Source organism: Modicisalibacter sp. MOD 31.J, from assembly GCF_020147985.1.
In the GTDB taxonomy this organism is placed as follows: Bacteria; Pseudomonadota; Gammaproteobacteria; order Pseudomonadales; family Halomonadaceae; genus Modicisalibacter; species Modicisalibacter coralii.
In genome coordinates, this window is the sequence record NZ_JAGXFF010000002.1 from 643,015 (window position 1) to 663,861 (window position 20,847).

The window sequence follows — 20,847 nt, forward strand, 5'->3', positions numbered from 1 at the left end:
GGCCTTGGCATTTCAGGCGGCCCGGAGCGGGCGATCAACGCATCAGCAACGGCGTGACCAGCATGCCGCCGGCGAGGAGCATGGCGAACAGGCACAGGGCCAGCAGGAAGGGCTTGACCCCCAGGGCCTTGAGCTTTTCCAGGCGCGTCTCGAAGCCCAGCGCGGCCATCGCCATGGCCAGGGCGATCTGTCCGATCACCACCAGCGACTGATGCAGCGGCGCCGGCAGGGTGACGAGGCTGTTGAAGACGACCATCGCCAGGAAGCCGAAGGCGAACCAGGGGATCACCAGACCGCCGCGGACCACCTCGGTGTTGCCTTCGCTGGCCTGCCGGCGGATCCACCACTGGCCGACCACCAGCAGGAAGGGGACGAGCAGCATCACCCGCACCAGCTTGACGATCACCGCGTTGGCCAGCGCCTGCGGGCCCACCGCATCGCCGGCGGCGACCACTTGTGCCACTTCGTGGACGGTGGCGCCGATGTAGATGCCGAAGAGCCCTTCGTCCATGCCGGTGAGCGGGTAGAGCAGCGGGTAGACCAGCATCGCCAGCGAGCCGAACAGCACCACCGTCGCCACGGCCATGGACGTGGCGGCGGGCTTCGAACGGATCGTGGTCTCGGTCGCCAGCACCGCGGCGGCGCCGCAGATCGCGCTGCCGGCGCTGGTCAGCAGGGCGGTCTCGCGGTCGAGCCCCAGCAGGCGCGTGCCTACCCAGTAGCCGACGATCAGCACACTGCAGATCACCAGGGTGTCGAGCAGGATCACCTTGGGACCGAGGCCGAGGATCTGCTGCAGCGTCAGCGATAGGCCGAACAGCACGATGCCGCCGCGCAGCAGCCGGCGGGTGGCGAACTGAAGGCCGGCACGGGCTCGCGGCTGATGGCCGATGACGGGCAGGTTGCCGACCACCAGGCCCAGCAGCAGCGAGAAGACCAGCGGACTGACACCGCTTTCACGAATGCCCGGCAGGTGGGCCAGGGTGAAGCCCCCCAGGGTCAGACCGGCACAGAGTATCAATCCCTGCCACATGAGACGTTCTCCGATGGTTGGCGATGACGCCGTGGACGTGTCCCGTTAGGCTAATCAGGAATAGATTTATGTGTTATTGGGTAATAACGAAATGACAGTTAAGTAAAACCGATATGTCGAGTCATGTGACCTTCCGCCAGCTGCAGGTATTCGTCGCCGTGATCCGCGGCGGTGCCGTGAGTGCGGCCGCCCGTCAGCTCAGCCTTTCCCAGTCGGCGACCAGCCAGGCGCTGGGCGATCTGGAGCGTCAGCTCGGCGTGGTGCTCTTCGAACGCCTGGGCCGTCGTCTCGAACTCAACGATGCCGGCCGCCGGCTCATGCCCTATGCCGAAAAGGTCCTCAACGGCCTCGACGAACTGATCGATGCCGCCCGGGAACCCGAGGGGGAGCTGCGCGGCACGCTGCACGTCGCCGCCAGCGCGACGATCGGTACCTATCTGCTGCCGATGCTCGCCGGGCGTTTCATCGAGCGGCATCCGGCGGCGGACCTGCAGTTGCGGCTACGCAATACCGAAGAGGTGATGCGTGACATTCAGCGTTTCGACGCCGACCTGGGCTTCATCGAGGGTCAGTGCAGCGAATCGCGACTGGTCAGCGAGGTATGGCGCCAGGACGAGATGGTGGTGGTGGCCGCGCCGCAGTACCCGTTGGCGCAGCGCGAAGGCCTCAGCGTCGAGGACCTGCAGGCGGCACAGTGGATCCTGCGCGAACCGGGCTCGGGAACGCGCTCGATCTTCGAGGCGGCCATCCATCCCCACGTCGAACGCATCCGGGTGCGCATGGAACTCGAGCAGCACGAGGCGATCAAGCAGGCGGTGCGTGCCGGCTTCGGCCTCGGCTGCCTGTCGCGGCTGAGCGTGGCCGGCGAACTCGAGCGCGGTGAGCTGGTCGCCCTGGATAGCCCGTTGCAACTCACCCGCTCCTTCTCGCTGGTCTGGCATCCGGAGCGCTACCGCAGTCCGTTGTGGCAGGCGTTCAAGGTCTTCTTGCGCGAGTCCGACTAGCGACGCCGGGCCCCGCGTTTCTCCTCGCTATTTTCCGCCTCTTTTTCGCTCCACGCGCCGCGCCGACGGTTGCGCGCTCTGCCTGTCATGCCGCGCTCAGGCCGGCCGGCGTGTTCGCCGGTTTCGTCATGCCGCCGCGTGGAGGGCGACGTTTTCGTGCTTGACGGTCATATATACTATGTCATATACATGAGTTGTCGGGCCGACGAGCACTCGGCAGCGACGACGACAATCAACGCGATCCACGCGAGGAGAGGCGCATGAGCATCGATTTCGTGGTCCACGACGCCGACGACGCGGTCGGCGTGGTGGTGGTGGAAGGGGTCCAGGCCGGTCAGACGCTGACCGGCTGGGTGATGGACCAGGACAAGACGTTGCAGTTCGAGGTCAAGGACGCGATTCCCATCGGGCACAAGCTGGCGATCCGCGATCTCGCCGAGGGCGAGGCGGTGATCAAGTACAGCGTCGATATCGGCCGGGTGGTGCAGTCGATTCGCCAGGGCGAACACGTCCACGTTCACAACGTCAAGACCAAGAGGTGGTAAGCATGGAACTCAAGGGACGCACCTTCCTCGGCTATCGTCGGGACAACGGCCGGGTCGGCATCCGCAACCACGTGATCGTGCTGCCGGTGGACGACATCTCCAACGCCGCGGCGGAAGCGGTGGCCAACAACATCAAGGGCACGCTGGCGCTGCCGCACCCCTACGGTCGGCTGCAGTTCGGCGCCGATCTCGACCTGCACTTCCGGACCCTGATCGGCACCGGCTGCAACCCCAACGTCGCCGCGGTGATCGTGATCGGCATCGAGCCCGGGTGGACCGGCAAGGTGGTCGACGGCATCCGCGCCACCGGCAAGCCCGTGGAAGGCTTCTGGATCGAACAGAACGGGGACCACAACACCATCGCCAACGCCTCGCGCAAGGCCCGCGAGTTCGTGCAGTACGCCAGCGAGCTGCAGCGTGAGCCCTGCGACGTCAGCGAGCTGTGGGTCTCCACCAAGTGCGGCGAATCCGACACCACCTCCGGTTGCGGTGCCAATCCCACCGTCGGCGAAGCCTTCGACCAGCTCTACGAGCAGGGCTGCACGCTGGTATTCGGCGAGACCTCCGAGCTGACCGGCGGCGAGCACCTGGTGGCCGCGCGCTGCGCCAACGACACGGTGCGCGAGCAGTTCCAGGCGATGTTCGACCGTTACAGTGCGATGATCGACCGCCACAAGACCAGCGATCTCTCCGAGTCGCAGCCCACCAAGGGCAACATCGAGGGCGGGCTGACCACCATCGAGGAAAAGGCGCTGGGCAACATCCAGAAGATCGGCAAGCGCTGCCAAGTCGATGGGGTGCTCGACAAGGCCGAGACGCCCACCGGGCCCGGATTGTGGTTCATGGACTCCTCGTCGGCGGCGGCGGAGATGGTCACGCTGTGCGCGGCCTCGGGCTACGTGGCGCACTTCTTCCCCACCGGGCAGGGTAACGTGATCGGCAACCCGATCCTGCCGGTGATCAAGCTCTGTGCCAACCCGCGCACGGTGCGCACGATGGGTGAGCACATCGACGTCGACGTGTCGGGGGGGCTGCGCCGCGAGATCAACCTGCCTGAGGCGGGGGATCAACTGCTGGAAATGCTGTTGCGCACGGCCAACGGCCGGCACACCAGCGCCGAGGCGCTGGGGCATCGGGAGTTCGTGTTCACGCGGCTCTACGAGAGCGCCTGACCCGGCAAGCCAGCGTTCTCGCGTGCGAGGCGCCCGGGTGGCGCATCAGCCGGTGGCGTGGGGCGGCGGGGCCGTGGAATCGCGCAGCACCACGCGCGCCTCGAGGACCTGACGATGTCGGGTCGTCTGCCCGAGAATGCGCGCCACCAGGGCATCGGCCACCCGGCGACCGACCTCGTCGGCCGGGGTGGTAACGGTGGTCAGTGCCGGCTGCATGAAGCGCGACTGAGTCAGGTCGTCGAAGCCGGTCACCGAGAGTTGCCCGGGGATGGCGATCCCGGCGCGCTGGGCGGCGAACACCGTGCCGAAGGCCAGCACGTCGTTGCCGCAGAGGATGGCGGTGGGGCGCGGCGTCAGCCGCATCAGCTCGGCGAATGCCGAAGCCCCTTCCTCGATGCCGTAGTCGACGGTGACGACATGATCGTCGGGCAGCGTCAGGCCGGCCGTCTCGATGGCCTGACGAAAGCCCTGCAGGCGGGCCCGGGCACGATCGTTGCCCTCGACGGGGGCGGTGATCACCGCGATGCGACGATGCCCCAGCTCGATGAGGTGCTCGGCGAGTCGACGGGCCGGCGCCGCGTTGTCGAAGCCGATACTCGGCCAGTCGGGGTCCTCCTGGCTGTGCCAGCAGGAGAAGTAGGGCAGTTCGTGTTGCTGGAACAGTTGCAGCGCCGCGGGCAGGTGGTCGTGACCGATCACCACCGCGCCGTCGATGCCCTGCTGGATCAGCGTGCGCAGCGACTCGACCTCCTCGGCGAGACTGTAACGGTAGGTGGCGATCAGCAGCCGGTAGTCGTATTGCTTGAGACGCCGCTCGAGGCTGTCGATCATCGCGCTGAAGACCGGGTTGTCGAGGGTCGGGACCAGGGCGCCGATCGCGCCGATGCGTCGCGAGGCCAGGGCCCTGGCGGTGCCGTGGGGCACGTAGCCGAGCCGGTCGACCGCCGCCTCGACCTTGTGGCGCAGCCGGTCGCTGACATGCGGTGCACCGTTGAGCACGCGGGAGACCGACGCCGTGGAGACCCCGGCTTCGCGGGCGACGTCCTCGAGCAGTGTGCGTTTGACATCCCTGTTCATGGGGCGACTCATGAGGGTTTCCGTCAGCGTATCACCGGGTCGTCTCACGACCCAGCCACCGATTCGCCGGCTGTGGTCCAGGTCGTACCGACAGGTTATCGGACCTTGGCTGGCACCGACCTGTCTCGTGGTTCGGCCACCCAATTCGGCGGCTGTGACCAAGGTCGTACTGACAGGTTGTCGGACCTTGGCTGGCACCGGCCTGTCTCGTGGTTCGGCCACCCAATTAAGCGGCTGTGACCAAGGTCGTACTGACAGGTTATCGAACATTGGCTAGCTTCAGTTCAACCCGATTGTAAGCGCTTACAATTTTTCCGGCAAATCAGCGAAGCGCTTGTCACGGAGGAAGGCCTGGGGAGAGGCATGCAGGAAAGTGCCTAGCAAGAAGGGCTGCGGCAAGGATGCGCAACGGTCGACTCGACAAGGACAACAACCACGGGAGAAAGCCATGCCAACGACGCATGTCGATGCAAGAAGGCGATGGGGACGCGGACTGGTCACGCTTTCCGCGCTGCTGCTGGCGATCTTCATCGCACGGGTGGCGTTCGAGAGCCGGGGGATCGCGCTGTTCACGCTATCGCCCGCGGCCGAGGCGACACTGCTCGTCGCCACGGTCGCCTGCTTCATCACGGGCTGCATTCGGCTCGAGTGAGCGGAGGCCAGGCCCGATTCAGGACTCAGCCGAGATCACGACACAACAAGACAGGAGTTCCAGCATGCTACGCCACGCCAAGAAGCTCAGCCGTCACGCCGTGGCCGACGGCGAACCACAACGTCCCGAGCGCCGCCACTTCTTCAACATGGTGGGTCGCTATGGTTTCACCACGGCGCTGATCGGTGCCCTGGGCGGCTCGCTGTTCTCGGAGTCGGCGATGGCCGCGATCTCCCGCGAGGAGGAAGAGCGCGAGAAGGCGGCGGACACGGTTCTGGTCATGGCGACCGGTTACCGTCTCGGCGCCTCGCGGGCCTATCCGATCATGCAGCTCAACTTCAAGGAGAACCTGCAGAACTTCAGCCGCGGCAAGCTCTACGTGCGGTTGCAACCCGGCGGTCAGCTGGGGGCCGGTGGCGCCCTGATCACCAAGGTGCAGAACGGCACCATCGCCATGGCCCAGCATTCGATCTCGAATCTCTCGGCGTTCGCGCCCGAGGTCGACCTGATCAACATCCCCTACTGGTGCGGTGCCAACCAGCACCTGGTCAATCTGGTGACCTCACCGGTCTGGAAGGACGTGGTTCATGGCAAGGTCGAGGATCGCGGCTTCAAGGTGCTCAGCTACATCTGCATCGACCCGCGGACCGTGGCCGTGCGCCAGGGGCTGCTCGATCACCCGGTACGCACGCCGGACGATATCCGCGGCATCAAGTTCCGTGTGCCCTCGTCGCAGATCCTCCAGAAGGTCTATCGGCTGGCCGGCGCCAACCCCACGCCGGTGGCCTGGGGCGAAACCTCCTCGGCGATGAAGCAGGGCGTCGCGGATGCCCTCGATCCCAGCGTCGAAGCCCTCTACGTGTTCGGTTTCACCGACGTGCTGGCATCGATCTCGACGATCCAGTCGGTGCCCGACGCCCAGGTCTACACCTGCAACAAGGACTGGTTCGACGCGCGCCCGGCCGACGTTCAGGACGCGATCATGCAGGCCTCGGACGTGACGTTCCGCGAGAATCTCGCCAAGGTTCCCGCGGCGCGTGCCTACGCCTACTACGAGATGCGCCATGCCGGCATCGATATCTACTCGCCGACGGACGACGAGATCGCGCAGTGGAAGGCCAAGTGCGGCCATCAACTGGCGACCTGGAACGATCTCAAGACCCAGCTGGCGGGCTCGCTGGACAAGTTCAACGAGCTGCTGGCCGCGACGGAGGTGTCGAATGGCTACTACGTCGACAGCAACGCCTGAGGCCGGGGCGCGGCAACGCCACTGGTACGATCGGCTGGCCGCCTTCGACCGCAAGGCGGAACGCTGGATCCTGCTGACCTTCTACGCCCTGATCATCGCCACCGTGGCGATCGAGGTCCTGCGGCGTTTCCTGCTCGACTACTCCTCGGTGTGGGGCGAGGAGTTGTCGCGCTATGCCTTCATCTACCTGGCCTGGATCGCCGCCGGCGCGGCGGTCCGGGATCGCGCCCACATCCGTATCGACGTGCTGGTCAATCTGGGCGGGCCGCGCATCCAGCGGCTGGCCTGGTGGCTGGCCGACATTGCCACCCTGACACTCGCCGTGTGGGCGTTGTGGCTCTCGTTGTCGCCGGTCATGACCTCGCTGCAGTACGGCTCGGTGACCCCGGGGCTGCGCGTGTCGCAGGCGATCTTCCTGGCGGCGATCCCGCTGGGCTTTCTGGTGGTGGCGGGACGCGTCGTGCAATCGATGGCAGCCGATGTCGGGCGGATGCGCCGCGGCCTGCCGGCGTTCGACGGCAACCGGCTGTTCGACTGAGGAGGTGATGCATGGAATTCCTGGCTGCCCAACAGGCCGTCTCGTCCCTCGACTGGACCTTCTATCTGCCCTGTTCCCTGCTCGTCTTGATGATCGTGCTCGGGGTGCCGGTGTGGGTCTCGATCGGACTGGGCGCACTGGGCATGTTGACGCTCACCGAGACGCTGCCGCTGTCGGTGTTCGGCGAGGCGCTGTTCGACGGCATCAATGCCTTCGCGCTGATCGCGGTGCCGCTGTTCATCCTCACCGGCGATGCGCTGGTGCGCTCGGGGCTCTCCGACAAGCTGCTCGATGTCGCCGAGGCCACGGTCGGCGGGCTGCGCACCGGGCTGGGCAACTCGACCACCCTGGGCTGCGGGTTCTTCGCCTGCATCTCGGGGTCCGATGCCGCCGGGGCGGCGGCGGTGGGGCGGATGACCATCCATCGCCTCGTCGAGCGTGGTTACCCCTTGCCCGCCGCTTGTGCGCTGGTGGCGTCGGGGGCCTGCACCGGCATCCTGATCCCGCCCTCGATCGCCTATATCGTGATGGGGCTGGTGCTGGGCATGTCGGCCTCCACGCTGTTCCTGGCGGCGGCCATCCCCGGGGTGATGGTGATGGTCTCGGTAATGTTCACCAACATGCTGCTCAACCGGCGTTACGGGTACGAGTCGGACAAGGCCGCCTTCTCGTGGCGGCGCTGGCTGACCACCGTGTGGGGCGCGCGCTGGGCATTGTTCGTGCCGGTGGTGATCCTCGGCGGTATCTACTCGGGGGTCTTCACGCCCACCGAGGCGGCCGCCGTCGCCGTGGTGGTGGTGGTGATCATCGGCCTGCTGCAGAAGCGGCTGGTGCTGGGTGACATTCCGCGCATGCTGGAGTCCTCGGCGCGGGTCTGCGGGGTGATCGTGCCGATCATCGCGGTGTCGCTGCCGCTGGCCCAGACGCTGGCCAGCCTCGACATCCCGCAGACCATGGTGGGGGCGGTGAGCGATTTCACCGACTCGCCGACCCTGATCATCCTGCTGATGATCGGCATTCTGGTGCTGGCGGGATGCGTCATGGAGACCACGCCCAACATCGTGATTCTCTCGCCGTTGCTGCTGCCGCTGGCCCACCAGGCGGGCATGAACGACTTCCACTTCGCCATCCTGATGGTGACGACGCTGGGGCTGGGCTTCATCACGCCGCCCCTGGGGCTGAACCTGTTCGTCGTCTCCGGCCTGACGCGCTGCTCGGTGCTGGCGGTGGCCCGGCATGCCGTGCCGTTCGTCATCGGCATGCTGGCGGTGGTGCTGCTGGTGGCATTCGTGCCCTGGTTGTCGACCTGGGCCCTGTAGACAGGTAGTGAGCAGACACCGACAGATCCCTGGATTCATGACGGATTGTAAGCGCTTACATAAACAAATGATTTCCTGACCAGGCGTCGTGAAGCGGGCCCCGGTGCCCGTCACGGCAACAACAAGCAAGAAGGAGAACGGCAATGGCTATCGATTACTACAAGAAAGCGGAGAAGAACGCCTCGACGGGGTATGACCAGACCCAGGAGACGGTATCGCGGATGCTGGCCGAGATCGAGGCCGAGGGCGAGGCCAAGGCCAGGGAGTACTGCCGGGAACTCGACGGCTGGGAAGGCGACGTGGTGGTTACCCGCGAGCAGATCGAGGCGGCGAAGGCCAGGGTGCCGGAACAGCTCAAGGCGGATATCCAGTTCGCCCACGAACGGGTCTCACGCTTTGCCGCGGCGCAGCGTGACAGCATCCGCGAGTTCGAGACCGAACTCTCGCCGGGGCTGTTCGCCGGGCAGAAGCTGATTCCCATGGAGACCGCCGGCTGCTACGTGCCGGGCGGGCGCTACGCGCACATCGCCTCGGCGATCATGAGCGTGGCGACGGCCAGGACGGCGGGCGTCAAGAACGTCATCGCCTGCTCGGTGCCGCGTGACGAGAACGGCATCCATCCGGCGATCCTCTACGCCATGGATCTGGCCGGCGCCGATACCATCCTGCAGATGGGCGGCGTGCAGGGTATCGCCTCGATGGCCTTCGGGCTGTTCACCGGCAAGCCCGCCGACATCCTGGTGGGCCCGGGCAACCGCTTCGTCGCCGAGGCCAAGCGGCAACTGTTCGGCCGTTGCGGCATCGACATGTTCGCCGGGCCCACCGAGATCGGCATCATCGCCGATGACACGGCGGACCCGCATATCGTCGCCACCGATCTGGTCGGCCAGGCCGAACACGGCCCGGATTCGCCGGCCTGGCTGTTCACGACCTCGCGTGCGCTGGCCGAGGCGGTCAGCGAGCGGATTCCCGGCCTGATCGCGGATCTGCCGGAGACCCAGTCCCGGGCCGCCGATGCCGCCTGGCGCGATTATGGCGAGATCGTGATCTGCGACAGCCGCGAGGAGGTGGTCGAGGTCAGCGACCGTTACGCTTCCGAGCACCTCGAGCTGCAGGTCGAGGATCTGGACTGGTGGGTGGCGCAATTGACCAGCTACGGGTCGCTGTTCGTCGGCGAGGAGACCACGGTGGCCTTCGGCGACAAGTGTTCGGGGACCAACCACATCCTGCCCACCAAGGGGGCGGCCCGGTACACCGGCGGCCTGTGTGCCGAGAAGTTTCTCAAGATCGTCACCTACCAGCGCCAGTCCCGGGAGGCGACGCGCAGTGTCGCCGCGGCGACGGCACGGCTGTCGCGCTGCGAAGGCATGGAAGGGCACGCGCGCAGCGGTGACGTGCGTCTGGCCAAGTACTACCCGGACGAGACATTCGATCTGGTCATCGCCGAGGAGATCTAGGATGACGCCCTGCTTCGATCTCGACGGCCAGGTAGCGCTGGTCACCGGCGGCAGCAGCGGCCTGGGGCGCAGCATGGCACTGGCCCTGGCGGCTGCGGGGGCGGCGGTGGTGGTCGCGGCGCGGCGCCGCGCCGCGCTCGATGACACGGTGGCGTGCATCGAGCGCCAGGGCGGGCGCGGGACTGCCCTGGTCGCCGACCTGGCCGACGCCGCGTCGCTGGAGACGGTAGCCAGCCAGGCCGCCGAGCCGTTCGGCGCGGTATCGATCCTGGTCAACGCCGCCGGCGTCAATCTGCGTCAGCCCATCGACGACGTCGATCTGGCCAGCTGGAACCTGACCCTGCAACTGCACCTGGGCACGCCGTTCTTTCTCGCCCGGGCGCTGGTGCCCGGCATGCGCGAGCGCGGTTACGGGCGGATCATCAATCTGGCCTCGCTGCAGTCATTGCGCGCCTTTCCCGACAGCGCGCCCTATGGCGCCGGCAAGGGCGGTATCGTCCAGTTGACCCGGGCGATGGCCGAGGCCTGGTCGCGGGACGGCATCAACGCCAACGCCCTCGCGCCGGGCTTCTTCCCCACCGAGCTGACCGCCACGCTGTTCGACGATCCGGCCAGGGCCCGGGAACTGGCGGCGCGCACGGCGATCGGCCGCAACGGCACCGCCGAGGACATCGCCGGACCCACGGTCTTTCTCGCCTCGCCGGCCTCGGCCTACGTGACCGGGCAGACGCTGTTCGTGGATGGCGGCTTCACCGCGCGTTGAGAAACGCATGGTCAAGCACCCGATGGTGCCTGGCTTGAAGGGATGACAGGTAGGTCATTATTGGAGGAATTCAGCATGCAAGCGCTTTTCTATACCGGCCCCGAGCAGATGGAGCTTCGCGACATCGAACTGGCGCCGCTGGCCGCCGGCGAGTCGCGGGTGAGGGTGCTGGCGACGGGCATCTGCGGGTCCGACCTGCACGCCTATCACGGCCACGATCCGCGCCGGGTGCCGCCGATGATCCTCGGCCACGAGGCGGCCGGGGAAGTCATCGAGGGCGCGCTCGCCGGCAAACGGGTGACGATGAACCCGCTGGTGATCTGCGGTCATTGCGACTATTGCCGGGAGGGGCGACAGAATCTGTGCAGCAATCGCACCATGCTGGGCATGAACCGCCCGGGGACCTTCGCCGAGAGCGTGGTGGTCCCCGATCAGTGCCTGATCGAACTGCCCGATGGCCTGTCGCCGGTGGCGGCGGCGCTGACCGAGCCGGCCGCCACCGCGCTGCATGCCATCAACCGCCTGGCGCGCAGCCTGACGCGACCGCTCGCGGAAGCCCGAGTCCTGGTGATCGGAGCCGGTGCCGTGGGGCTGCTGACGGGGTTGATGCTGCGCCAGCGCGGCGTGCGCCGCCTGACGCTGGCCGATACCAATCCGCTGCGCCGCGCGACCGCCGAGCAGGCCGGGCTGACGGTGATCGATCCGCGGCGGTCGCCGGTGGAGGCCGACAGCGTCGAGGCCGTCTTCGACTGCGTGGGGGCGGCGGCGACGCGAACGATGGCCGTGCAGGCCACGCGCCCCGGCGGCTCGCTGATGCATCTGGGCTTGCAGGACAATGACGGGGCGTTCGACATGCGCGCCGTCACCCTCAAGGAACTCATCGTGCTGGGTGCCTATACCTATACGCCCAGCGATCTGTGCGCCACGGTCGACCTGCTGGCCTCGGGGGCGCTGGGGCCCCTCGACTGGGTCGAGACGCGCGGGCTGGATGGCGGTGCCGCGGCCTTCGCCGAGCTGGTCGCCGGACAGAGCGCCGCGGCCAAGATCGTGCTCACGCCCTGAGTCGTCAAGTGGCCGCCCGGCTAGCCGGGCGGCCGTTACCTCGGCGGCCTTCTCGGCGATCAGAGGCGGCTGGTGTAGCAGTAGTCGCCGGTGGCCAGGCGCGAGACGCGCAGCTCGATGGGCGCGTCCTGATAGTCCCGGGCCACGCGACGAATCTCGATCAGCGGCTCGCCGAGCGCAACACCCAGGTGATCGGCATCCTGCGCGTCGGCGGACACGGCGACGAGTTGTTCGTCGGCATGCGCGACGGTGGCGCCATACTGATGCTGATAGAGCTGGTAGAGGGTGTTGGGCAGCACGTCCGGCTGCGTCTCTAGCGCGGCGAAGGTCGTGGCGTCGAGCACGATATCCTCGAGCAGCGTCGGGTTGCCGGCCAGTTCGCGAACCCGGCGGATATGGATCACCTCCGCCCCGGGTGGCAGATCCAGCGCGTCACGTTCGGCGGCGGTGGCCGGGCGACGCCGGCGGCTCAGTACCCGTGAGACCGGCAGACTGCGTTCGCCGTCGTGACGCACGACGTTGAAGAAACGAAACAGGGCGCGATCGGCATCGTGGGTGGCCACGGCCGTGCCCTTGCCCTGGCGGCGGACCACCACGTTGTCGCTGACCAGCTCGTCGAGCGCCTTGCGCAGCGTGCCGACGCTGACGTTGTAGCTCGCGGCCAGTGCCGCCTCGCTGGGGATGAAGGTCCCCGGCGGCCACTCACCCGACGCGATCCGTTCCAGAAGCAAGTCCTTGATCTGTTTGTACAGCGGCTGAAATGTCGGGCCTTTCGGCGCGGTCATGGAGGCGGCGTCCCTGTTGGTGAGCGGTGATGCGACGGGGTCATCGGGCGAATTATACCGAGGGACGCGCATGTCGGCATCTCCTTGACTGTTATATATACTATGTCATATACATGACTTGGTGGCGAGGCACTCGTTCCCGCACCTGACGCCTCGGGGCAGGGCAGCGTGATCGACAAGCCGATCCAGCCCGGGACCAAGCGCTGCGCGAGCCCGCGCACCCTGGCCGAGTCCATCGACGTCGAGGTGTCGGGGGCTACGCCGGGAGAACAATCTGCCGGAGACGGGGCGTCAGTTGCTGAGAATGCCGCAACGCACGGCCGACGGGCGGCACATCAGTGCCGAGGCGCCGGGGCATCGGGAGTGCGTCTTCACGCGGTGCCACGCGAGCGCCTGAGACCAAAGACGGGTGTCGCCTCGCGATCGCCGAGTGCTAATACACGAGGGACCGCGCACCGGCACGCCCGACAACGACAAAGCAATGATGCGTCACGTGGTGGTACGTGGCATGTCGGGAGCCCTCGGGCTCCCGGGAACCGAAGCACAATAACAGCAACATCGGAGACGATCATGCGCCAGATACGTTTCAAGACCCTGAAAGCGGCAGCCCTCGTCGGCGGTCTGCTCAGTGCGGCCACGCTCGCCGGTCCCGCTGCGGCGGCCGGTGCCGAGGACTTCCCCGATCACAACATCCAGTACATCATCCCCTTCGGCCCGGGCGGCGAATCGGACATCAGCGCCCGGTTGCAGCAGAAATACTTCCAGGACCTCACCGGTCAGCAACTGATCATTCAGTACATGGCCGGTGGCGGCGGAGCGGTGGGCTGGTCGCAGCTCAACGAGATGGACGGCGATGGTTACACCATCATGGGGACCAACCTGCCACACATCATCCTCAAGCCAATGGGCAAGGACCCGGGCTTCAAGACCGCGGATCTCAAGAACTTCTACTATTTCCACTATTCCCCCGATGCGCTGATCGTCAGGAACGACAGTCCCTACAAGACGCTCGACGACCTGATCGCCGCCGCCAAGGAGAAGCCGGGCAGCATCACCGTCTCGGGCAGCGGCACCCAGTCCGCCAACGACATCGCCAATCGGCGCTTCGAGTCGCTGGCCGACGTCAAGACCACCTATATCCCCTTCAAGGGCACCGGCGCGGCGGTGACGGCGCTGCTCGGCGGTCAGGTGCAGGCCGAGTGGGGCTACACCACCACCGCGGCCAACCACAAGGACAAGGTGCGCATGCTGGCCGTGTCCGCCGACAACCGCCACCCGCTGTTCCCCGACGTGCCGACCTTCAAGGAACTGGGCTACGAGATGACCGGGGGGGCCTATCGCGGCATGGCGGTGCCCAAGGACACCCCGGACGACGTGACCCAGAAGCTGTCGGGGATCTTTCAGCAGATCAACCAGAACCCGGAGTTCCGCCAGAAGATGCAGAACCTGGGCTTCGTGCTGATCGACGTGCCGTACCTGAAGATGGCCGACTTCATGGCCAAGCGGCGTGCCGAGTACGAGAAGGTGGCACGCGAGATGGGCATCATCGAGTGAGTTGAGCGGCGTTCCATGGGCCCCGGCCACGGGGCCCCTTCGCGAGGGAGAAGTGCATGGACACCCTGAGTTTCATGGCCGCCGCCCTGTCTCCGGTCAATCTGATGCTGGCGATCGTCGGAGTCGCCGCCGGCATTCTCATCGGCGCGCTGCCCGGGCTGTCGGCGACCATGGCGGTGGCGGTGCTGGTGCCGGTGACCTTCGGCATGGCACCGGAGGCCGCACTGATCATGCTGGGGGCGATCTATACCGGGGCCATCTACGGCGGCTCCTACGCGGCGATCCTGGTCAACACGCCGGGCACGCCCTCGGCGATCGCCACCACCTTCGATGGCTATCCCATGGCCAAGCGGGGCGACGGCGACCTGGCGGTCACGCTCTCCACGCTGTCATCGATGGTCGGTGGGCTGGTCGGGGCACTGGCCCTGCTGACCCTGGCGCCGCTGCTGGCGCAGATCGCCCTGAAGTTCGGCCCGGTGGAATATTTCTGGCTGGCGATCTTCGGCCTGACCCTGATCTCGGCGCTGTCGGAAGGTTCGACCCTCAAGGGCTTCATCGGCGCCGGGCTGGGGCTTTTGCTGTCCACGGTCGGGGTGTCGGTGATCGGTGCCGACATCCGCTATGCGTTCGGCTCGCAATTCCTGCTCGGTGGGGTGGAGACCATCTCGGCGCTGATCGGGCTGTATTGCGTGCCGGTGCTCATCGACCTGGTCGCCACCCCCAGCGCGCATCTGGAACCGCCCGAGAAAGGGCGGGGGATTCGCTTCGCCGAGGGGCTGTCGCTGATGTGGCGCGGCAAGTTCAATAGCCTGCGCAGTGCGATCATCGGCACGGCGGTGGCGATCCTGCCCGGTGCCGGCGGCTCGATCGCCAGTCTGGTCTCCTATTCGGAGGCGCGGCGCACCTCGAAGCACAGCGAGAACTTCGGCAAGGGCGAGCCGGATGGCGTGATCGCCACCGAAACCGCCAACAACGCCACCGTCGGTGGCGGCTTCATTCCCACCTTCGTGCTGGGGATCCCCGGCACGCCGCCCGACGCGGTGATTCTCGGTGCGCTGCTGGTCCAGGGCTTTCGCACCGGGCCGGAAATGTTCACCACCAACGTCGGCGTCACCTACACCTTCATCGGCGGGCTGTTCATCGCCACCCTGTTGATGCTGCCCATCGGTCTGCTGATCGGGCGCTACGCCTTCAAGTCGATCGTCAGCATTCCCAAGGCGCTGCTGGTGCCGAGCATCGCCTTCATGACCATCATCGGTACCTACGCGATCCGCAACAATCCCTTCGACGTGGTGGTGATGGTCGTGCTGGGCGTGATTGGCTGGGTGCTGTCGCGCTATGGCGTGAAACCCTCGCCGATCGTGCTGGGGCTGATCCTGGGGCCGATCGCCGAGCAGGGCTTCGTCCAGGGGTATCTGATGGGCAACGCCTCCGGCTCGGTGGTCAATGCCTTCTTCGGCCGGCCCCTGTCGCTGGCGATCATCGCGATGGTCCTGCTCTCGGTGCTGTTCCCGCTGTGGCGCGCCTGGCGCAGCCGTACCCCCAAGGAGACCGCCAATGGCCACTGACCCCCAGACAGCGACGCTCGATGCGCGCCGTTCGGATCGCCTCCTGGCGCTGGTGATGATCGTCATCGCCACCGGAGCGATCGTGTTCAGTCGTGACATGTCGATCATGGCCAGCGTCTTTCCGCGAACCATCGCCGTGCTGCTGCTGGTGTTCAGTGTCGCGTTGCTGATCAAGAGTGTCGTCGCGCATCCCCGGCGGGCCCGCCCCGAGGCCGGCAGCGTCGCTCGGCGTCTCGGCCTGATCGCCGTCATGCTCATCTGGAGCCTGTCGCTCAAGTGGCTGGGATTTCTCGTCGCCAGCGTCGCCAGCGCGGCGCTGCTGGCCGCGCTCGCCCATTACCACGCCTGGACGGCGCGACGGCTGGGCGGCTACGCGGTGGCGCTGGGGCTGATCATCGGCGGCTTCTACATCCTGTTCGCCATCGTGCTCAACGTGCCGTTGCCGGCGGGGCTCCTGTGGCGTCACTTCTAGTTTTCGCACTCTGATCAACAAAGGGCTACCCGAGGACAGATCTTTGCGGAGCCGCTGTGAACCCTTCCCTGGGCGCTACATTCCCCGTCCTGGCGAATGACCTCCGCGACGATCTGCCCCCTGCGCCCCTTCATCATCGAGGCGCACAAGCGCACTCATGAGGACCAATGATGACCGATGTACTTATCAGTGAATTCATGGACGAGGCGGCCGTGGCCGACCTCGAAAAGGACTGCTCGGTGACCTTCGACGCCACCCTGGTCGACGATCGTGACCGGCTGCTGGCGGCGGGCGCCGGTGTGCGTGGGCTGATCGTGCGCAACCGGACGCGCGTCGACCGCGAACTGCTGGCGCGCTTTCCCGACCTGATCGCCGTGGGGCGGCTGGGCGTGGGGCTGGACAATATCGATCTCGAGGCCTGCCGGGAGTCCGGTATCGCCGTGCTGCCGGCGACCGGCGGCAACACCGTGTCGGTGGCCGAATACGTGCTGACCGGTATCTTCATGCTGCGCCGCGGGGCCTACCTGTCGACGTCGCGGGTGCTGGCTGGCGAGTGGCCGCGTCAGGCGTTGATGGGGCACGAGACCCAAGGGGCGATGCTGGGTCTGGTGGGCTTCGGGGGCATCGCTCGGGATCTGGCCCGGCGCGCCCAGTGTCTGGGGATGTCGGTGATGGCGTTCGATCCCTTCGTGGCCGAGGACGACGCCGCCTGGCAGACGGTCGAGCGCGTCGACCGACTGGAAACGCTGCTCGCCGCGGCGGACGCGGTCAGCCTGCATGTCCCGCTGACCGAAGGCACGCGTCATCTGATCGATGCCGAGGCTCTGATGGCGATGAAACCGGGAAGCCTGCTGATCAACACCGCGCGTGGCGGCATCGTCGACGAGGCGGCCCTGGCCGCCAGCCTTCGCGCAGGCCACCTGGGCGGGGCGATGCTGGACGTCTTCGAGGACGAGCCGCTCACCGCAGGCTCGGCGCTGGCCGGCGTCGACGGGCTGATCGCCACGCCGCACATCGCCGGCGTGACGCACGAGTCCAACGAGCGGATCAGCTGGATCACCGTCGACAACGTGCGCCGGGCGCTGGGGGTGAACGCATGAACACGACGCTGTCGCTACGCGATGCCGAGGCCCTGGCGGTCGAGGCCCTCGAGGCGGTCGGCGTGCCGCGCTGGGAGGCCGGCGTCAGCGCCCGGGCGCTGATCGCCGCCGAGCGCGACGGCTTGCCCTCGCACGGCCTGTCGCGACTGCCGTTCTATCTCGCCCAGGCGCGCAGCGGCAAGGTGGTTGCCGGTGCCCGGGCCCGGGTCGAGGTCGCCGGGTCGGTGATTCGCGTCGACGCCGGACACGGCCTGGCGTTTCCGGCGATCGCCCGGGGCGTCGAGCGAGCGATCCCGCTGGCCCGCGAGCTGGGGCTGGTCGCCGTGGCGATCGGCCGCTCGCATCACTTCGGGGTCGCCGGGGAGCCGGTCGAGCGCCTGGCGCGGGAAGGCCTGGTGGCCATGGCCTTCAGCAACGCGCCCTCGGCGATGGCCCCGTGGGGCGGCAAGCGCCCGCTCTACGGGACCAACCCGATCGCCTTCGCCACCCCGCGGCGCGATGCCGAGCCGCTGGTCATCGATCTGTCGTTGTCGAAGGTCGCCCGCGGCAAGGTGATGCTGGCCAAGAAGGCCGGCGAACCGATCCCCGAGGGGTGGGCGCTCGACATCGAGGGCCGGCCCACCACCGACCCGGACGCGGCGATCGCCGGCAGCATGGTGCCCGCCGGCGATGCCAAGGGCGCCTCGCTGGCGCTGATGGTGGAACTGCTCACCGCCGGGCTGACCGGCAGCCACTTCGGCTTTCAGGCCAGTTCCTTCTTCGAGGCGGACGGCGAGGCGCCGAGTGTCGGGCATCTGATCCTGGCCTTCGATCCGGCCCGCTTCAGCGACGGCTATCTCGCGCATATCGAAGCCCTGTTTCAGGCCATGCTCGACCAGCCGGGGGTCCGGCTGCCCGGGGCGCGGCGTTACGCCTTGCGTGCCGAGCGTGGCGAGTCGATCGAGCTGTCCGAGGCGGTGGTCGCCGAGCTGCGTGCCTACGCGGCGTCTCGCACCCCATGATCGGGAATTAGGTGCTTCGCGGATCGGCGTGAAACGTTAAGTTACCGCCATGGGGCCTAAACTATCTCCCACGAAAATCAGCCTGGATGGCGCACTGGCGCATGGGGACTCCTGTGGGAGGGAACTTGTTCCCGATTGGCGCCGCAGGCGCCCGGCATGGCCGGGAAAGGTACAGTGCCCGCCGCCATCGCGAATAAACTCGCTCCCACAAGGACCAGTCAACTGGCAGGTGGCTGTGGGAGGGAGCGTGTTCAGGAGGATCCATGCCGGATTTCCCGGCACAATGCGATGAACCCGGAATTAGAGGGTTTTATTCCAGCGCTTCGAACTGCGGTAACACGGTGTCCTTGAGGAAGGGCCGATAATGATCCTCGGTGATCGGGATCGGGTCGGCGTCCATGCGCGCGATCGCGTCGGCGAGTGCCGGTTCGTCGTCCATCGGCACCAGGAAGGGCGCCAGCGTGCCGCCGAGGATTTCCCGCGGCCCGGAGGGGCAGTCGACGCTGACCACCGGTGTGCCGAGCAGCAGGGCCTCGATCAGCGCCCGGGGTAGCCCCTCGGCATCCGAGGTGAGAATCAACGCCCGGGCGTGGCGAATGAACGGGTAGGGGTTGGTCTGGTAGCCGGGCAGGATGACCCGGTCGTTCAAGTCCATCTCGTCGATCAGGGCGCGCAGGCGCGCTTCCTGATCGCCCTTGCCCTTGCCCAGCAGCACCAGGGGCGTGGTCACGCCGCTGGCCTTGTAGGCGCGCAGCAGCCGGTCGTGGCGCTTGCGGGGCTCGTAGGTGCCGACGTTGATCAGGTAATCGCCGTTCGGCAGGTTCGCTGGCTCCTCGGCCATGGCCAGGAATGGCTCGCGTTCGTAGGGGTTGTAGATGGCGCGTATCTCGGCCGGCTCGAGACCGATGACCTCGCGCAGGTTGCGCTCGACGCCCTGTGAGACGGCGATTACCTTGCGGCCGGTATAGAAGCGATGGACCTTGGCGAAGGCCTTGGCGCGCAGGGCCGGGTCGCTGAACTTGGCCGAGATGTCGCTCTTGATCCAGAAGTGCAGGTTCGGGTAGCGCAGGTGCCGGGTGATCTTGTCGCAGGAGCAGGAAATGATCACGTCCGGGGCGAAGGCGTCCAGCGCCCTGGCGATGCGCCGTGCCTGCCAGCGTTCCACCCAGGCGTTCGAGAACAGCTTGGTGAAGCGGTTGACCGCTTGGAGATTGGTGATCGTCAGGCCCGGCGGCACGCGGTGCTCGATACGGTCCCGGAGGATGAACACCTCGACCGTGTTGCCGCGCTGGCGCAGGCCATCGGCGGTATAGAGCAGCGACTTCTCGGCACCGCCGCCGTAGAGATCCTCGATCACGAAGGCGAAACGTTTGCTCATGGTATCGGGCCGTGATGAAAGGAGTGGATGACCGCCTCAGCCGGGCAGGGCGCGGTATTGTTCGGCAATGGCCGCCGGGTCGAAGCGTCGATAGTCGGCCTCGTGGATCGGCGGCGGATCGGCCACCAGCTCGCCGATCGCCCGAGCCAGTGCGGCCTCGTCGTGCATCGGCACCAGGCCCCTGGCCAGCTCGCCGGTGAGTATCTCCCGGGGCCCCGACGGACAATCGGTACTGACTACCGGCGTATCGCAGGCCAGCGCCTCGGCGATCACCCGGCCGAAGCCCTCGTAGTCGGAGCTCAGCACCAGCAGGCGGGCATGATGCATGTAGGGGTAGGGGTTGTCGAGTTGCCCCAGCAATACGACACGCTCTTCGAGGCCCAACGCCTCGATTTCGCGCCGGACGTCGGCCGTGTCGCCGTCACCGATCATCAACAGGCGTTGAGTGACCCCGCTGGCGCGGTAGGCGCGCAGTAGCCGGTCATAGCGCTTCGACTTGCGCACCAGGCGCCCCACGAAGACCAGATAGTCCCGGTAATCGACCGCTTCGCGCATCCGCGCACGGATCGTCTCGATATCGATTCCGTTGTGGATGACCCGGGTCTCGGCGGGCTCGACACCGGCCCGCCGTAGCGAATCGAGCAGGCCCCGGGAAATGGCGATGACGCGGCGCCGGCGATAGAGCCGGACCAGGTCGCGACGCCGACGGCGTGTCTTGCGGTCCTCGCCGGCTGCCAGATGCGAGGCACGGTCCGAACGAATGCACAGCCAGGCCCGGTCGGCCAGGGAGGAGCGCACGACGACCTGATGCGAATAGTAGAGATTGGCGACCACCAGGTCGGCGCGGGCGAGGTCGAGACGTTCCACCAGAGCGTCGAGCTGCCTGGCGTGCAGCCGATAACGGCGCCAGCGGTCCCAGGGCCAGCGGGGCGTCAGCGGCAGGCAGTGGACGGCGACCCCCTCGGGGACGGCGTGCCAGACCTTGTCGCTCAATACTACCAGGGTCACGGCAACGCCCTGCTGCGTCAGCGCGCGGGTCAGGGCGAGGATCGACTGCGGTGCGCCGCCGCCGCCGAGATGATCCGTGATGAACAAAGCGTGTTGCATGGGAGTTTCCT

20 protein-coding genes are annotated in these 20,847 nt (G+C 67.0%); 15 read left to right on the plus strand and 5 right to left on the minus strand.

Translation table 11 applies throughout. The features are described from left to right. Positions 1-34 precede the first annotated feature (34 nt). Positions 35-1,033 carry a YeiH family protein gene (locus KGR00_RS08710; protein ID WP_224417110.1) on the minus strand — a complete coding sequence of 333 codons (999 nt, stop codon included), beginning with the start codon at positions 1,031-1,033 and terminating at the stop codon, positions 35-37. A gap of 113 nt (positions 1,034-1,146) precedes the next feature. Here KGR00_RS08710 and KGR00_RS08715 point away from each other — a divergent pair, with 113 nt between their 5' ends. The 3 genes from KGR00_RS08715 to suyB all read left to right on the plus strand — a co-directional run bounded on the left by KGR00_RS08715 (position 1,147) and on the right by suyB (position 3,754). After that, positions 1,147-2,037, plus strand: coding sequence for a LysR substrate-binding domain-containing protein (locus KGR00_RS08715; RefSeq protein ID WP_224417109.1), 891 nt, complete (start codon positions 1,147-1,149; stop codon positions 2,035-2,037). Between the two features lie 260 nt (positions 2,038-2,297). Next, positions 2,298-2,582, plus strand: a complete 285-nt coding sequence (gene suyA / locus KGR00_RS08720) for a (2R)-sulfolactate sulfo-lyase subunit alpha (protein ID WP_129139941.1) — start codon at positions 2,298-2,300, stop codon at positions 2,580-2,582. A 2-nt stretch (positions 2,583-2,584) separates the two neighbouring features. Then, positions 2,585-3,754: a (2R)-sulfolactate sulfo-lyase subunit beta gene (gene suyB / locus KGR00_RS08725; protein ID WP_224417108.1), complete on the plus strand. Its 1,170-nt coding sequence runs from the start codon at positions 2,585-2,587 to the stop codon at positions 3,752-3,754. 45 nt (positions 3,755-3,799) lie between these two features. On the opposite strand, the gene KGR00_RS08730 is transcribed toward suyB, so the two are convergent. Then, on the minus strand, positions 3,800-4,831 hold the full coding sequence (locus KGR00_RS08730) for a LacI family DNA-binding transcriptional regulator (protein ID WP_224417107.1): 1,032 nt from the start codon (positions 4,829-4,831) through the stop codon (positions 3,800-3,802). Positions 4,832-5,279: 448 nt separating this feature from the next. Between KGR00_RS08730 and KGR00_RS08735 the strand changes: the two genes are divergently transcribed. The 7 genes from KGR00_RS08735 to KGR00_RS08765 all read left to right on the plus strand — a co-directional run bounded on the left by KGR00_RS08735 (position 5,280) and on the right by KGR00_RS08765 (position 11,871). Next, positions 5,280-5,483, plus strand: coding sequence for a hypothetical protein (locus tag KGR00_RS08735; protein ID WP_129139938.1), 204 nt, complete (start codon positions 5,280-5,282; stop codon positions 5,481-5,483). A gap of 64 nt (positions 5,484-5,547) precedes the next feature. Continuing rightward, positions 5,548-6,732, plus strand: coding sequence for a TRAP transporter substrate-binding protein (locus tag KGR00_RS08740; RefSeq protein ID WP_129139937.1), 1,185 nt, complete (start codon positions 5,548-5,550; stop codon positions 6,730-6,732). Continuing rightward, positions 6,704-7,270 carry a TRAP transporter small permease gene (locus KGR00_RS08745; protein ID WP_129139936.1) on the plus strand — a complete coding sequence of 189 codons (567 nt, stop codon included), beginning with the start codon at positions 6,704-6,706 and terminating at the stop codon, positions 7,268-7,270. Before KGR00_RS08740 ends, KGR00_RS08745 begins: the two co-directional genes overlap by 29 nt. An 11-nt stretch (positions 7,271-7,281) precedes the next feature. After that, positions 7,282-8,589: a TRAP transporter large permease gene (locus tag KGR00_RS08750; RefSeq protein ID WP_224417106.1), complete on the plus strand. Its 1,308-nt coding sequence runs from the start codon at positions 7,282-7,284 to the stop codon at positions 8,587-8,589. Between the two features lie 143 nt (positions 8,590-8,732). Further along, positions 8,733-10,046, plus strand: coding sequence for a histidinol dehydrogenase (gene hisD / locus KGR00_RS08755; RefSeq protein ID WP_224417105.1), 1,314 nt, complete (start codon positions 8,733-8,735; stop codon positions 10,044-10,046). Position 10,047: 1 nt separating this feature from the next. Then, complete coding sequence (locus tag KGR00_RS08760) at positions 10,048-10,809, plus strand: SDR family oxidoreductase (protein ID WP_224417104.1); 762 nt, start codon at positions 10,048-10,050, stop codon at positions 10,807-10,809. Positions 10,810-10,884: 75 nt separating this feature from the next. Further along, a complete protein-coding gene (locus tag KGR00_RS08765; RefSeq protein ID WP_224417103.1) occupies positions 10,885-11,871 on the plus strand; it encodes an alcohol dehydrogenase catalytic domain-containing protein in 987 nt (328 codons plus the stop codon). A gap of 59 nt (positions 11,872-11,930) precedes the next feature. Here KGR00_RS08765 and KGR00_RS08770 read toward each other — a convergent pair whose 3' ends face one another. Continuing rightward, positions 11,931-12,656 (minus strand): GntR family transcriptional regulator, encoded by a 726-nt coding sequence (locus tag KGR00_RS08770; RefSeq protein ID WP_224417102.1) that lies wholly within the window; start codon positions 12,654-12,656, stop codon positions 11,931-11,933. Positions 12,657-13,226: 570 nt separating this feature from the next. On the opposite strand from KGR00_RS08770, the gene KGR00_RS08780 reads away from it, so the two are divergent. The 5 genes from KGR00_RS08780 to KGR00_RS08800 all read left to right on the plus strand — a co-directional run bounded on the left by KGR00_RS08780 (position 13,227) and on the right by KGR00_RS08800 (position 18,351). Next, positions 13,227-14,210: a tripartite tricarboxylate transporter substrate binding protein gene (locus tag KGR00_RS08780; protein ID WP_224417101.1), complete on the plus strand. Its 984-nt coding sequence runs from the start codon at positions 13,227-13,229 to the stop codon at positions 14,208-14,210. A 56-nt stretch (positions 14,211-14,266) separates the two neighbouring features. After that, on the plus strand, positions 14,267-15,778 hold the full coding sequence (locus KGR00_RS08785) for a tripartite tricarboxylate transporter permease (protein ID WP_129139929.1): 1,512 nt from the start codon (positions 14,267-14,269) through the stop codon (positions 15,776-15,778). Next, positions 15,768-16,250 (plus strand): tripartite tricarboxylate transporter TctB family protein, encoded by a 483-nt coding sequence (locus KGR00_RS08790; RefSeq protein ID WP_224417100.1) that lies wholly within the window; start codon positions 15,768-15,770, stop codon positions 16,248-16,250. Before KGR00_RS08785 ends, KGR00_RS08790 begins: the two co-directional genes overlap by 11 nt. A gap of 170 nt (positions 16,251-16,420) precedes the next feature. Further along, positions 16,421-17,350, plus strand: coding sequence for a hydroxyacid dehydrogenase (locus KGR00_RS08795; RefSeq protein WP_224417099.1), 930 nt, complete (start codon positions 16,421-16,423; stop codon positions 17,348-17,350). Beyond that, the gene (locus tag KGR00_RS08800) at positions 17,347-18,351 is read left to right on the plus strand and encodes an Ldh family oxidoreductase (RefSeq protein WP_224417098.1); all 1,005 of its coding nucleotides are present in this window, start codon (positions 17,347-17,349) and stop codon (positions 18,349-18,351) included. Before KGR00_RS08795 ends, KGR00_RS08800 begins: the two co-directional genes overlap by 4 nt. Before the next feature lie 310 nt (positions 18,352-18,661). Here the strand turns inward: KGR00_RS08800 and KGR00_RS08805 are convergent, their stop codons facing one another. Beyond that, positions 18,662-19,729 (minus strand): glycosyltransferase, encoded by a 1,068-nt coding sequence (locus tag KGR00_RS08805; protein ID WP_224417097.1) that lies wholly within the window; start codon positions 19,727-19,729, stop codon positions 18,662-18,664. A gap of 36 nt (positions 19,730-19,765) precedes the next feature. Continuing rightward, positions 19,766-20,836 (minus strand): glycosyltransferase, encoded by a 1,071-nt coding sequence (locus KGR00_RS08810; RefSeq protein WP_224417096.1) that lies wholly within the window; start codon positions 20,834-20,836, stop codon positions 19,766-19,768. Positions 20,837-20,847: the final 11 nt, after the last annotated feature.

Excerpts from the sequence above, each read along its gene's own strand:
- KGR00_RS08710 (WP_224417110.1), bottom strand. The coding sequence starts at position 1,033 with ATGTGGCAGGGATTGATACTCTGTGCCGGTCTGACCCTGGGGGGCTTC.
- KGR00_RS08715 (WP_224417109.1), top strand. The coding sequence starts at position 1,147 with ATGTCGAGTCATGTGACCTTCCGCCAGCTGCAGGTATTCGTCGCCGTG.
- suyA (WP_129139941.1), top strand. The coding sequence starts at position 2,298 with ATGAGCATCGATTTCGTGGTCCACGACGCCGACGACGCGGTCGGCGTG.
- suyB (WP_224417108.1), top strand. The coding sequence starts at position 2,585 with ATGGAACTCAAGGGACGCACCTTCCTCGGCTATCGTCGGGACAACGGC.
- KGR00_RS08730 (WP_224417107.1), bottom strand. The coding sequence starts at position 4,831 with ATGAACAGGGATGTCAAACGCACACTGCTCGAGGACGTCGCCCGCGAA.
- KGR00_RS08735 (WP_129139938.1), top strand. The coding sequence starts at position 5,280 with ATGCCAACGACGCATGTCGATGCAAGAAGGCGATGGGGACGCGGACTG.
- KGR00_RS08740 (WP_129139937.1), top strand. The coding sequence starts at position 5,548 with ATGCTACGCCACGCCAAGAAGCTCAGCCGTCACGCCGTGGCCGACGGC.
- KGR00_RS08745 (WP_129139936.1), top strand. The coding sequence starts at position 6,704 with ATGGCTACTACGTCGACAGCAACGCCTGAGGCCGGGGCGCGGCAACGC.
- KGR00_RS08750 (WP_224417106.1), top strand. The coding sequence starts at position 7,282 with ATGGAATTCCTGGCTGCCCAACAGGCCGTCTCGTCCCTCGACTGGACC.
- hisD (WP_224417105.1), top strand. The coding sequence starts at position 8,733 with ATGGCTATCGATTACTACAAGAAAGCGGAGAAGAACGCCTCGACGGGG.
- KGR00_RS08760 (WP_224417104.1), top strand. The coding sequence starts at position 10,048 with ATGACGCCCTGCTTCGATCTCGACGGCCAGGTAGCGCTGGTCACCGGC.
- KGR00_RS08765 (WP_224417103.1), top strand. The coding sequence starts at position 10,885 with ATGCAAGCGCTTTTCTATACCGGCCCCGAGCAGATGGAGCTTCGCGAC.
- KGR00_RS08770 (WP_224417102.1), bottom strand. The coding sequence starts at position 12,656 with ATGACCGCGCCGAAAGGCCCGACATTTCAGCCGCTGTACAAACAGATC.
- KGR00_RS08780 (WP_224417101.1), top strand. The coding sequence starts at position 13,227 with ATGCGCCAGATACGTTTCAAGACCCTGAAAGCGGCAGCCCTCGTCGGC.
- KGR00_RS08785 (WP_129139929.1), top strand. The coding sequence starts at position 14,267 with ATGGACACCCTGAGTTTCATGGCCGCCGCCCTGTCTCCGGTCAATCTG.
- KGR00_RS08790 (WP_224417100.1), top strand. The coding sequence starts at position 15,768 with ATGGCCACTGACCCCCAGACAGCGACGCTCGATGCGCGCCGTTCGGAT.
- KGR00_RS08795 (WP_224417099.1), top strand. The coding sequence starts at position 16,421 with ATGACCGATGTACTTATCAGTGAATTCATGGACGAGGCGGCCGTGGCC.
- KGR00_RS08800 (WP_224417098.1), top strand. The coding sequence starts at position 17,347 with ATGAACACGACGCTGTCGCTACGCGATGCCGAGGCCCTGGCGGTCGAG.
- KGR00_RS08805 (WP_224417097.1), bottom strand. The coding sequence starts at position 19,729 with ATGAGCAAACGTTTCGCCTTCGTGATCGAGGATCTCTACGGCGGCGGT.
- KGR00_RS08810 (WP_224417096.1), bottom strand. The coding sequence starts at position 20,836 with ATGCAACACGCTTTGTTCATCACGGATCATCTCGGCGGCGGCGGCGCA.